The organism is Sulfitobacter sp. HI0129, assembly GCF_001635395.1.
GTDB lineage: Bacteria > Pseudomonadota > Alphaproteobacteria > Rhodobacterales > Rhodobacteraceae > Sulfitobacter.
Window position 1 is genome coordinate 1 of the sequence record NZ_LWGH01000454.1, and the last position, 11695, is coordinate 11695.

An 11695-nucleotide genomic window follows, 5' to 3' on the forward strand; every position below is an offset into this window, starting at 1 on the left:
GGGGAGCGAAATCAAGACGCTGGACGTGGGATTGCCGCAGGGGATCAACGCGACAATCGACGAAGCGACCTTCAACCTCACGGGCTACGGCTTCTTCATCGACAACCTCGACATCATCGCCTCCATCGTGGCAGCCGTGCTGGTGATCGTACTGGTGCTCTTCGCCCAGTATACCAAACAGGGCCGTGCCATGCGCGCCGTGGCGGACGACCATCAGGCCGCGCTGTCGGTGGGTGTTTCGCTCAACTTCATCTGGATCCTTGTCTGGTCGCTCGCGGGTTTCGTGGCCCTCGTGGCCGGGATCATGTGGGGTACCAAGTCGGGCGTGCAGTTCTCGCTTTCGCTCATCGCGTTGAAGGCCTTGCCGGTGCTGATGCTGGGGGGGTTCACCTCCATCCCGGGCGCCATCGTCGGCGGGCTGATCATCGGGGTTGGCGAAAAGCTTTTCGAGTTCCTGATCGGGGCGCCGTTCCTTGGCGGTGCCACCGAGAACTGGTTCGCCTACATGCTGGCGCTGGTGTTCCTTGTTTTCCGTCCGCAGGGCCTTTTCGGGGAGAAGATCATTGAACGGGTTTGAACAGCACGAACCCGCCGGGGCGCTGCCCCGGACCCCGGGATTTGATACCATTTGGAAGATAAGGGAGCGGTCCGATGTTCTATCGTGAAGCCGGCGATTTCAGCACCACCTACGCGCAGGATCAGCAAACCTTTCCGATCAAGTTCGACCGCTATCGCTACTACGCGGTGCTGTTCGTGGCGCTGTTCGTCATTCCCTTCGTTGTTAACGACTATTGGGTGAACTCGCTGTTCATGCCCTTCCTGATATATGCCATCGCGGCAATCGGGCTGAACATTCTGGTGGGATATTGCGGTCAGGTGAGCCTTGGAACCGGGGGGTTCATGGCGGTGGGTGCCTATGCGAGCTACAAGCTGATGACGGCCTTTCCGGATGTCAGCATGTTCATCCACGTCCTGCTGGCTGGTGTCATCACCGCCGGCGTCGGGGTTCTGTTCGGCCTGCCGTCGCTGCGGATCAAGGGGTTCTACCTCGCCGTGGCGACGCTGGCGGCGCAGTTCTTTCTGGTCTGGCTCTTCAACCGGGTGCCGTGGTTCTACAACTACTCGGCTTCGGGCCAGATCTCCGCGCCCGAGCGGGATACCTTCGGGATCCTGATCACGGGGGCCAATACCCAGGCCTGGGCCACCTATACCTTTTGCCTGATCTTCACGATCTTCTCGGCCATCGTCGCGCGCAACCTGACGCGCGGTTCGGTCGGGCGGAAGTGGATGGCGATCCGCGACATGGACATCGCGGCGGAAATCATCGGGGTGAACCCGCTGCGCGCCAAACTGACCGCCTTTGCCGTCTCATCGTTCTTCATCGGCATCTCGGGGGCGCTTTTTTTCGCGATCTACCTCGGCGCGGTCGAGGTGGGCGAGGTCTTCGGCATCACCAAATCGTTCCTTGTGCTCTTCATGATCATCATCGGAGGGTTGGGGTCCATCTTCGGCTCTTTCGCCGGGGCCGCCTTCCTTGTGCTGTTGCCGGTGCTCTTGAAGATCGTCGGAGTGGACTGGCTGGGATGGCCCACGGATATCGTGGCGCATCTGCAGCTTGTGATCGTCGGGGCGCTGATCATCGTCTTCCTGATCGCGGAACCGCACGGGCTGGCGCAGCTTTGGCGCGTGGCCAAGGAGAAACTGAGATTGTGGCCGTTCCCGCACTAGGGGACGATCCAACATGAGGCGGGGTACAGCCCGCCCATCATCATAGCCGGATCATCCCGGCACTATCGGATAATATCCAAGGGAGGAAACACCGATGAGATTGAAAATGAAACTGGGCACGATGGCCGTCGCGGCCCTCATGACGGCGGGTGCGCCGGCGATGGCGGAGCTTGTCTTTCCGTCGCTGAGCTACCGGACCGGCCCCTACGCGGCTGGCGGCATCCCCTTCGCCGATGGCTATGCCGATTATTTCACGCTGCTGAACGAGCGCGACGGCGGTATCGGCGGCGAGATGACCCGCGTGCCGGAGTGCGAGACGGCCTACAACACAGAGAAGGGCGTCGAGTGCTACGAATCCACCAAGGGCGAAGGCGCCCTAGTGTATCAGCCGCTGTCCACCGGTATCACCTACCAGCTGATCCCCAAGGTCACGGCAGATGACATTCCGATGCTGACATCCGGTCTGGGCCGGACATCAGCGAAGAACGGCGCCACCTTCAGCCATGTCTTCAACTTCCCGGCGAACTACTGGGACGGGGCCTCGGTCGCGATCAAGCATATCCTCGAAGAGGAAGGCGGCGACATCAGCGACAAGAAGATCGCGCTGGTCTATCACAACTCCGCCTACGGCAAGGAGCCGATCCGCACCCTGCAGGAGCTGAGCAAAAAGCACGGTTTCGAATTGGTCGAAGTACCGGTGGATCACCCCGGTCAGGAACAGAAGAGCCAGTGGCTGCAGATCCGTCGCGACAAGCCGGACTACGTGATCATGTACGGCTGGGGCGTGATGAACCAGGTCGCCGTTCAGGAAGCCGCCAATATCCGCTTCCCGATGGACAAGTTCATCGGCATCTGGTGGTCCGGTTCGGAGAACGACGTTCTGCCTGCGGGTGACAAGGCCGATGGCTACAAAGCGCTGACGTTCCACAACGTGGGCAGCGACTATCCGCTCTACGACGACCTGCAGAAATACGTTTATGACGCGGGCAAAGCCGCCGGTAACGGCGATCAGACGGGTACGGTCCTCTACAACCGGGGCGTCTATGCCGCGATGCTCGTGGCGGAAGCTGCGAAAACCGCGCAGGAGATTCACGGCACGTCCGCAATCACCGCAAGCCAGATGCGCGACGGCATGGAGAACCTGAACATCACCGAGGCGAAGATGGCCGAACTGGGCCTGCCGAACTTCGGGCCTGAGTTCCAGGTGTCCTGTGAGAACCACGGCGGAAACGGCTTCGTCGCCGTCACCCAGTGGGACGCGGAAGCGCAGGAATGGAAGCTTGTCAGCGATTTCATGCAGTCCGATCAGGACGTGATCCAGCCGCTGATCGATGAGGACTCGAGCGCATATGCGTCCGAGAACAACATCGAGAACACCTGCAGCTAAACCAACAGGACCCGGCCGGCACAGCGCCGGCCGGGTCTTTCCACTCGATGAACGAAGGTCTGCCAGATGCTGGATACTGCGCCCGTAGCGAATGAAGCCGTCACCGAGAACGTTCTCGAGGTGAACAATATCGAGGTGATCTACAACCACGTGATCCTCGTTCTGAAGGGCGTGAGCCTGAATGTGCCCAAGGGGGGCATTACCGCCATCCTCGGGGGAAACGGTGCTGGCAAGACCACAACGCTGAAAGCGATCAGCGGGCTTCTGGCCTCGGAGCGGGGCGAAGTCACGAAAGGCTCCATCAAGTATCGTGGTGAGCCGATACAGCATACCGATCCCGCCGAGACCGTGAAGCGCGGTGTCGTGCAGGTCATGGAAGGCCGCCATTGCTTCGAGCACCTCACCGTGGAGGAAAACCTTCTGACCGGTGCCTATACCCGCAACGATGGCAAGGCCGCGATCCAGAGAGACCTTGAAATGGTCTACGATTATTTTCCCCGCCTGCGCGAGCGGCGTCGGTCGCAAGCGGGCTATACCTCTGGCGGGGAACAGCAGATGTGTGCCATCGGGCGCGCCCTGATGTCCCGGCCGGAGACGATTCTGCTGGACGAACCCAGCATGGGTCTGGCGCCGCAGCTCGTCGAACAGATTTTCGAGATCGTCAAATCGGTGAACGAAAAGGAAGGTGTGACCTTTCTCTTGGCAGAGCAGAATACCAACGTCGCCCTGCGGTTTGCCCATTACGGATACATCCTTGAATCCGGTCGCGTCGTGATGGACGGCCCGGCCGCGGACCTGCGGGAAAACCAGGACGTCAAGGAATTCTACCTCGGCATGTCGGACGAGGGGCGCAAGTCATTCCGCGATGTGCGGTCCTATCGCCGCCGCAAGCGCTGGCTGAGCTAAGGCGCCCCCCCGACGACGCATCCTTTCTGGCCTTCCGCAATGTGAGTGAGCCCATGTCCAAGACTTCCCCGTACGACGCGTTGGAGCGTCGCAGCGCCGAGGCCCGCGCCGATGATCTGGCCCGCGCCCTGCCGGAGCAGATCACACGAGCCCGGTCCTTGGCTGGCTATGAGGGAACGTTGGCCGATTTGCCCGCTTCGGATATCCGCTCGGTTGCCGATCTGGCCGCACTCCCCGTGCTGCGAAAGTCGGACCTGAGTGCTGCGCAGGCCAAGAATCCGCCCTTCGGGGGCTATACGACGAAACCCGCGCATGAGTTTACCCATGTGTTCCAGTCGCCGGGTCCCATCTATGAACCGTCGAGCGATGCGCCCGACTGGTGGCGGATGGGGCGGTTTCTTCACGCGGTGGGGATCGGGGCGCAAGATATCGTCCAGAATTGTTTTGGCTACCACCTGACCCCTGCGGGCGCGATGTTCGAATCGGGCGCGCGCGCGGTCCAGGCGACGGTCATCCCCGCGGGAACCGGCCAGACCGAACTGCAGGTGGCCGCCGCCCGCGACATCGGCGCCACCGCCTACGCCGGGACGCCCGATTACTTGAAGGTGATACTGGAGAAAGCGGACCAGATGGGGGTGAGCCTCGGCATCACGAAGGCCGCCGTCGGGGGCGGGGCGCTCTTCCCCTCCTTGCGCAGCTATTACGCGGACCGGGGCATTCGCTGCATGCAGTGTTATGCCACGGCGGACCTCGGCAACATCGCCTATGAAAGCGAGGCGATGGAGGGGATGATCGTGGACGAAGGTGTCATCCTCGAGATCGTGACGCCCGGCACCGGCAACCCCGTGCCTGAGGGCGAGGTGGGCGAAGTGGTCGTGACGACGCTGAACCCGGATTATCCGCTGATCCGTTTTGCTACGGGCGATCTTTCCGCCGTGATGAAAGGGGAAAGCCCCTGTGGCCGGACCAACATGCGCATCAAGGGCTGGATGGGTCGCGCGGACCAGACAACGAAGATCAAGGGCATGTTCGTGCGGCCCGAGCAGGTCGCCGCCTTGGTCGCCCAGCACGAAGAGATCACCCGTGTCCGCGTTGTGGCCAGCCGCAGTGGCGAACAGGACCAGATGACGGTTCGCATCGAATCGCCCGCCGACAACAGCGATGCCTATGCCCAGTCGGTATCCCAGCTTTTGAAGCTGAAGGGCCAGATCGAGATCGTCGCACCTGGAAGCTTGCCGAAGGACGGGTTGGTGATCGAGGACCAGCGCAGCTATGACTGACCGCTCTGACTGTTAGCGCATGGTCGGCCCTTCGTGATGCGGGGGGTAAGCCACCTCGGTTTTACGTGATCTGGCAGTGCTGCGACCCTGCTGCTTCTGGCATCTTCCGGCAAAATGGAAGAAAGAGGGCGCATGAGCGTGTCTTCTCCCGATATGGAAGCGCCCCGCCAGCGGGCGCGTGACGGTCTGCGAGGGCTGGCGGCCACCGCCATCTTCGTTGCGGTCATCTGTGCGTTGCCGATGCTTGCGGTGGTGATCGCAGCCATCAGCGGCGGGACCTCGACCGTCGAACATCTGATCAACACGGTTCTCGGGCGCTACGTTGTCACGACATTGATCCTCGTGGGGCTTGTGGGGGCCGGGACGCTGATCACCGGGGTTGGCACTGCCTGGCTGGTCACGATGACCCGGTTTCCCGGCGCGAAGGTGCTGGAAGTCGCGCTGGTGCTGCCCTTGGCCTTTCCGGCCTATGTGCTCGCATACGCCTATACACAGGTACTGGACCATCCCGGCATCGTACAGTCGGTGCTGCGGGATGTGACGGGGTGGGGCCCCCGGGATTACTGGTTCCCCGAAATCAGGTCGGTTGGCGGTGCCGCCGCCATGCTGATCTTCGTGCTTTATCCTTATGTCTACCTGCTGGCGCGGGCGGCGTTCCTGCAGCAAAGCGGTACCACCTTTCTGGCAGCCCGGGCGCTGGGGTCGAGCGCATGGGCCGCGTTCTTCAAGGTGAGCCTGCCTTTGGCCCGCCCCGCAATCGCCGGGGGCGTGCTGCTCGCGGTGATGGAGACGATCGCAGACTTCGGGACGGTCGCCTATTTCGGCGTCCAGACCTTTGCGACCGGCATTTATACAAGCTGGTTTTCATTGTTCGACCGGGCCGCGGCGGCGCAACTCGCGCTCTGTCTGCTTAGCTTCGCGCTGCTGCTCGCCATGCTGGAGCGGGTGCAGCGCGGACGGGCGAAATACCATGATCCGGCCCGGCGCACGCAGGCCATGCAGCCTGTCCGGCTACGGGGCTGGCAGGGGGCTGCAGCCTTTGCGGCCTGTGGGATTCCGGTGTTGCTTGGCGCGCTCTTGCCCGTGGGCATTCTGCTTTCGATGGGAATCGGGTCTGAACAGAACCTGCTGAGCCCGCGCTATCTCGGCTTTATCCGCAACTCCGTCACTCTGGCCGGTGTTGCAGCACTGCTGACGGTACTGGCGGCGATCAGCGTCGGTTTCTTCCAGCGGCTGCGCCCCGGACCTGTTTCGCATACAGCCGGATACGTCGCGCGGCTGGGGTATGCCGTGCCGGGCGGGGTGATCGCGGTGGGGCTGCTGGTGCCCTTCGCGGCCTTTGACAACGCTTTGGACGCATGGATGCGCGCCACCTTCGACTATTCCACCGGGTTGTTGATTACGGGATCCATCTGGCTGCTGGTGACCGCCTATCTGGTTCGGTTCCTCGCGGCGGCACTGGGCGCCTATGAGGGCGGGCAGGCGATGGTCCATGCGAACATGGATGCCGCCGCGCGGTCGCTGGGTCAGACCCCCGTGGGCACGCTGCGCCGCGTCCACCTGCCCATACTCGCACCCAGCCTGCTGACTGCGCTGCTGATCGTCTTTGTCGATGTGATGAAGGAGCTTCCCGCCACGCTGATCATGCGGCCCTTCAACTACGACACGCTCGCCGTTCAGGCCTATCGCCTTGCCAGTGATGAGCGGCTGGACGGTGCCGCCGTCCCGAGCCTCGTGATCGTGGCGATGGGGCTGCTGCCGGTGATCCTGATCTGCCGTCAGGTTGGTCGCCAACGCTGAACGGGGCGCCAATGCGAAAACGCCGCCCCCGAAGGGACGGCGCATGTCGGTACTCAGCTTAACCAGCGATTATTCCCAACCGACCGAGTCGAAAATCTTCTGTGCGGTAGAGATGTTCTCTGCCACTTCGGAGAGGTTCACGTCATCCGCCTTGAAGCTGCCGAGCTTTTCGACGGAGGGGGCAAGCTCCACACCTTCCACCACGGGGAATTCATCATTGCCGTCGGAGAAGTATTTCTGGGCGGAGTCGGATGCGAGGTACTCAAGGAACTTCTTCGCGTTCTCGGGGTGGGGTGCATTGGCTGCCACACCGCCGCCTGAGAGGTTCATGTGGGCGCCGTTGCCTTCCTGATCGGGCCAGACCCAACCGATCTGGTCGATCTCTGCGCTGACACCTTCGACATCGGTGCGGATTGCCCGTGCAAAGTAGTAGGAGTTGGAGACCGCGATGTCACATTCGCCCGAAACGATGCCGCGCAGTTGGTCGGTATCGCCGCCCTGCGGCGCGCGGGCCATGTTATCCACGACGCCTTTCGCCCATTCCGTCGCTGCTTCTTCGCCCTCATGGGTGATGATGGCGGCCAACAGGGTCTGGTTATAGGCGTTGGATGAGGAGCGGATGCAGACCTGGCCTTTGTAGGCAGGATCGGCGAGGTCGAGGTAAGTCTGCGGAGGCTCCTTCACCGCGTCCTTGTTGTAGAAGATGATCCGCGCGCGCTGGGACAATCCGAACCACTGGTTGTCATCGTCCTGAAGGTTCGCGGGCACCCGCTCTTCGAGCGTTTCGCTCTCGATGGCTTGCAGCAGGCCCATATCCTTGGCGCGCTTCAGGCGGCTTGTATCGACGGTGAGCAGGACATCGGCAGGCGAATTCGCGCCTTCGGCTTCCATCCGGGCCAGAAGCTCATCTGCCTTGCCTTCGATGCGGTTGATGGTGATGCCGGTCTGCTCTGTAAAGTCGCTGTAGAGCCGTTCATCGGTATCGTAGTGACGCGATGAATAAAGGTTCAGTTCTTCCTGTGCCAGGGCGGGAAATGCGGTGGCAAGGGCCAGAAGTGCGGTTGAGGTCGTGCGCAATAGGGTCATGAAAGCTCTCTTGCAGGGGTTTCGGTTTGTCTTACTGAAATAGTAAGAAACAGATTCCCGAACCCCCTGCAAGTCTTTCCGACAAATTTTGTCAGGTTATTCCTGATCGTCCTTCTGCAGCTTGTCCTGCGTGCGATGTTCGAAGTCCGACGCATCGTGACGCTCGTGAAGCTGCTTGGACAGGTCGTCGCCGAATGCCTTGTTGACCATGCGACCACGGCTCACGGCCGGGCGCGCGTCGATCTGCTTGGCCCACCGCAGCACATGTTCGTAGGATTCCACATCGAGGAACTTGGCCGCACTATAGAGCCGACCCAGAACCAGTTGCCCGTACCAGGACCAGACCGCCATGTCGGCAATGGAATATTCCCGGGCGAGATAGTCGTTATCCGCGAGCCGACGGTTCAGCACATCAAGCTGCCGCTTCGTTTCCATGGTGAAACGGTTGATGGGATATTCGTATTTTTCCGGCGCATAGGCATAGAAATGGCCAAAACCGCCGCCGAGGTAGGGCGCACTGCCCATCTGCCAGAAAAGCCAGCTCAGTGCCTCGGTCCTGTCGGCCGGGTTCTTTGGCAGGAACGCATCGAACTTTTCGGCAAGGTAAAGCAGGATCGCGCCAGATTCGAAGACGCGCTGGGGCTGGTCGCCGGAATGGTCCATCAAGGCGGGGATCTTGGAGTTCGGATTGGCTTCGACGAAGCCTGAGCCGAATTGCTCACCTTCGGAGATGTCGATCAGCCACGCGTCGTATTCGGCATCCTTGTGCCCCGCCTCAAGCAGTTCCTCGAACATGACCGTCACCTTGACGCCGTTGGGCGTGGCCAGCGAATAAAGCTGGAAAGGATGTTTGCCGACCTGCAGTTCCTTGTCGTGGGTGGGCCCGGCGATCGGTCGGTTAATGTTGGCGAACTTGCCGCCGCTTTCTGCATCCCATTCCCAGACCTCGGGCGGGGTGTAATCGGAACTGTCGGTCATATTCGGGCCTTTCCTCAATGTGTTTTCCCAACCCAACGTGGGTTCTTCGGGATGATTATCAACGCAAAAGGCCGCCCCGAAGGGCGGCCTTTGGAATGAATTGGCGGTGGCTCAGCCCTGACGGGCTTTGAACCGACGCTGTGTCTTGTTGATCACGTAGACGCGGCCTTTGCGACGCACAACACGGCAATCGCGATGCCGGTTCTTGAGCGAGCGGAGCGAATTGCGAACCTTCATGGTCGTCTCCTCATGTCGTGGCGCGGGCCAGCGCCGGGTTGCGGGCGACCCGAAGCAATCGGGCCAGTGAAACAGGTGGTGGGCGATACTGGGATCGAACCAGTGACCCCTTCGATGTCAACGAAGTGCTCTACCGCTGAGCTAATCACCCCCTATGTAACGCGAAACTTCGATGCCCCAAACAAAAACGGGGCGCGAAATTCCGCGCCGGTTCCGGTCCTATAAAAGGAGTCGACAGCATGATCAAGGGCTTTTGGCTTTGGAAAAACATGCGCTATGTAAGCGGTATGGACCTGTAACCCGCTTTCGAGAAGGACAGCCATGCCGAAGGTCGCCTACGAAGTGCTGCACCCGGACCAGAACCGGTCCTGCGTCGTGTTCGCGTCGCCGCATTCGGGGCGGGATTACCCGTTTTCCTTCCTGCGGTCTTCGGTGCTGGACGAACATAGCATCAGATCCTCGGAAGACGCCTTTGTGGATCATCTGTTCGAATGTGCACCGCGCTATGGGGCGGCTTTCATCAAGGCGGGGGCACCCCGGGCTTTCGTGGATATGAACAGGTCAGAGGATGAGCTGGACCCGGCCCTCATCGAAGGAGTGCGCAGGCAGGGGCACAACCCGCGCGTCGCCTCTGGGCTTGGCGTGATCCCGCGAGTGGTGGCCAATGGCCGCTCCATCTACAACGGGAAGATGTCCCAATGGGAAGCGCATCGGCGGATCAGGATCTACTGGAAGCCCTACCACGAGATGCTGCAGCGCCTGCTGGACAGGGCGCATGACCGGCATGGGCAGGCCATCCTGATCGATTGCCATTCCATGCCCCACGAGGCGATGGATGGAATCGCACGTTCCGGCGTGCGCCGGCCCGACGTCGTCTTGGGCGACAGGTTCGGTTCCGCCGCCAGCGGAGAGGTCGTCGACCGGGTGGAGGCGGCCCTCGTACGCGCCGGTTTCACCGTGACGCGCAATGCGCCTTTTGCTGGGGCCTATATCACCCAGGCCTACGGACGCCCCGCACGCGGCCAGCACGCGGTACAGATAGAGATCGACCGCTCCCTCTATATGAACGAGGCGCTGATCCGGCCCAACGGGAATTTCGAAAAGGTCCAGCGGGCGCTGGAAGACGTCGTGGGCGAAATCGCGGGGATCGGGCAGGGACGTGTGCCGTTGGCAGCCGAATAGCGTCAGCGCAGCGCGCGGCCTTTGACGATCGCCCTGTCGCCGAACCGGTTGCGAATCGCGTCTGTCGCCTTTTCCGCCTTACCCCGCTGGGCGGCGCCGGGATCCAGCAAATCACCCGAAAGGTCCGCCCCGTCCGAGGGGGAGAGTTCGGATATCCCGCATCCGAGCAGGCGGAATGGCCCCGGGGCTTCGACCTGATCGAAGAGGCCCCGCGCCGTGCGATAGATCCGATCCGCGAGCTGAGTGGGTTCGCGCAGGGAGACGCGACGCGTCAGTATCTTGAAGTCTGACGTCTTGAGTTTCAGCGTCACGACGCGCCCAGCGAGCCCCTTTTCCTTCGCGCGGTCCGCGACTTTCTGAGACATGCGCCAGATATGACCGTCCAATGCTTCGCGGTCCGCCGTATCCTCGGCAAAGGTCGTCTCGTTGGATATGGAGCGCGTGGGTTCATGGGCGCTGACGCGACGGTGGTCCTGCCCCCGGGCGAGGTGCCACAGGCGCTCTCCGGTGCTGCCGAACCGCGCGATGAGCGCCGTCTTTTCCCAGCGCAGCAGATCCGCGAAGGTGCGGATACCGGCTTTTTCCAACGCGCTCTGGGTAACCGCGCCCACGCCCCATATCAGGCCGACCGGCTTGTCCCGCAGAAACGCCGCCGTGTCCGCCACACCGATCACGGAAAACCCCTGCGGCTTGTTGATGTCGGATGCCACCTTTGCCAGAAACTTGTTGTGGCTGAGGCCGATGGAGCCGGTCAGACCCAGTTCGGTCTTCATCCGCTTCACCAGACGCGCAAGCATCACCGCGGGCGGTGCGCCATGCAACCGGGTGGTTCCCGTCATGTCGAGGAAGGCCTCATCAAGCGACAGGGGCTGCACGGCGGGTGTGAGCTCTTCCATCATGCTTCGGATCGCGCGGCTCGCTTCGACATAGGCCTGCATCCGGGGTTTGACGATCACTGCTTCGGGGCAGAGCTTGAGCGCCTGAAACATCGGCATCGCGGACCGCACGCCCCTGATCCGGGCGACATAGCAAGCAGTCGAAACCACACCCCGCCGCCCGCCGCCGATGATGACGGGTTTGCCTTCCAACTCCGGATTGTCGCGCTTTTCCA

The 11695-nt window shown here is 61.8% G+C and carries 11 protein-coding genes and 1 tRNA gene; 7 read left to right on the forward strand and 5 right to left on the reverse strand.

The annotated features are described in order from the left end of the window. From A3764_RS12400 to A3764_RS12425, 6 genes are all read left to right on the forward strand, one after another. Nucleotides 1-577: branched-chain amino acid ABC transporter permease (locus A3764_RS12400; protein WP_150122160.1), on the forward strand; the 577-nt coding region annotated here is incomplete at its 5' end. A gap of 74 nt (nucleotides 578-651) precedes the next feature. Next, nucleotides 652-1728, forward strand: coding sequence for a branched-chain amino acid ABC transporter permease (locus A3764_RS12405; protein ID WP_067920239.1), 1077 nt, complete (start codon nucleotides 652-654; stop codon nucleotides 1726-1728). Nucleotides 1729-1828: 100 nt separating this feature from the next. Next, nucleotides 1829-3115, forward strand: coding sequence for an ABC transporter substrate-binding protein (locus A3764_RS12410; RefSeq protein ID WP_067920277.1), 1287 nt, complete (start codon nucleotides 1829-1831; stop codon nucleotides 3113-3115). A 66-nt stretch (nucleotides 3116-3181) separates the two neighbouring features. After that, nucleotides 3182-4021, forward strand: coding sequence for an ABC transporter ATP-binding protein (locus tag A3764_RS12415; protein ID WP_067920237.1), 840 nt, complete (start codon nucleotides 3182-3184; stop codon nucleotides 4019-4021). A 53-nt stretch (nucleotides 4022-4074) separates the two neighbouring features. Next, nucleotides 4075-5301, forward strand: a complete 1227-nt coding sequence (locus A3764_RS12420) for a phenylacetate--CoA ligase family protein (RefSeq protein ID WP_067920235.1) — start codon at nucleotides 4075-4077, stop codon at nucleotides 5299-5301. Between the two features lie 132 nt (nucleotides 5302-5433). Further along, complete coding sequence (locus A3764_RS12425) at nucleotides 5434-7101, forward strand: ABC transporter permease (RefSeq protein ID WP_150120625.1); 1668 nt, start codon at nucleotides 5434-5436, stop codon at nucleotides 7099-7101. 69 nt (nucleotides 7102-7170) lie between these two features. Here the strand turns inward: A3764_RS12425 and A3764_RS12430 are convergent, their stop codons facing one another. The 4 genes from A3764_RS12430 to A3764_RS12445 all read right to left on the reverse strand — a co-directional run bounded on the left by A3764_RS12430 (nucleotide 7171) and on the right by A3764_RS12445 (nucleotide 9553). After that, the gene (locus A3764_RS12430) at nucleotides 7171-8187 is read right to left on the reverse strand and encodes a Fe(3+) ABC transporter substrate-binding protein (protein WP_067920233.1); all 1017 of its coding nucleotides are present in this window, start codon (nucleotides 8185-8187) and stop codon (nucleotides 7171-7173) included. Nucleotides 8188-8283: 96 nt separating this feature from the next. After that, on the reverse strand, nucleotides 8284-9165 hold the full coding sequence (gene yghU, locus A3764_RS12435; RefSeq protein WP_067920231.1) for a glutathione-dependent disulfide-bond oxidoreductase: 882 nt from the start codon (nucleotides 9163-9165) through the stop codon (nucleotides 8284-8286). 111 nt (nucleotides 9166-9276) lie between these two features. Further along, the gene (gene ykgO / locus A3764_RS12440) at nucleotides 9277-9402 is read right to left on the reverse strand and encodes a type B 50S ribosomal protein L36 (RefSeq protein ID WP_005850168.1); all 126 of its coding nucleotides are present in this window, start codon (nucleotides 9400-9402) and stop codon (nucleotides 9277-9279) included. Nucleotides 9403-9478: 76 nt separating this feature from the next. After that, nucleotides 9479-9553 (reverse strand) — tRNA-Val (locus tag A3764_RS12445). Nucleotides 9554-9723: 170 nt separating this feature from the next. Between A3764_RS12445 and A3764_RS12450 the strand changes: the two genes are divergently transcribed. Continuing rightward, nucleotides 9724-10584, forward strand: coding sequence for an N-formylglutamate amidohydrolase (locus A3764_RS12450; protein WP_067920229.1), 861 nt, complete (start codon nucleotides 9724-9726; stop codon nucleotides 10582-10584). Nucleotides 10585-10586: 2 nt separating this feature from the next. On the opposite strand, the gene A3764_RS12455 is transcribed toward A3764_RS12450, so the two are convergent. Beyond that, a partial coding sequence (locus A3764_RS12455; RefSeq protein WP_067951632.1) for a DNA polymerase IV occupies nucleotides 10587-11695 on the reverse strand: 1109 nt, incomplete at its 5' end.

What these genes read in the sequence shown, in the direction of transcription:
- yghU (WP_067920231.1), bottom strand. Translation starts at nt 9,165, where the DNA reads ATGACCGACAGTTCCGATTACACCCCGCCCGAGGTCTGGGAATGGGAT.
- A3764_RS12425 (WP_150120625.1), top strand. Translation starts at nt 5,434, where the DNA reads ATGAGCGTGTCTTCTCCCGATATGGAAGCGCCCCGCCAGCGGGCGCGT.
- A3764_RS12405 (WP_067920239.1), top strand. Translation starts at nt 652, where the DNA reads ATGTTCTATCGTGAAGCCGGCGATTTCAGCACCACCTACGCGCAGGAT.
- A3764_RS12415 (WP_067920237.1), top strand. Translation starts at nt 3,182, where the DNA reads ATGCTGGATACTGCGCCCGTAGCGAATGAAGCCGTCACCGAGAACGTT.
- A3764_RS12430 (WP_067920233.1), bottom strand. Translation starts at nt 8,187, where the DNA reads ATGACCCTATTGCGCACGACCTCAACCGCACTTCTGGCCCTTGCCACC.
- A3764_RS12450 (WP_067920229.1), top strand. Translation starts at nt 9,724, where the DNA reads ATGCCGAAGGTCGCCTACGAAGTGCTGCACCCGGACCAGAACCGGTCC.
- A3764_RS12420 (WP_067920235.1), top strand. Translation starts at nt 4,075, where the DNA reads ATGTCCAAGACTTCCCCGTACGACGCGTTGGAGCGTCGCAGCGCCGAG.
- ykgO (WP_005850168.1), bottom strand. Translation starts at nt 9,402, where the DNA reads ATGAAGGTTCGCAATTCGCTCCGCTCGCTCAAGAACCGGCATCGCGAT.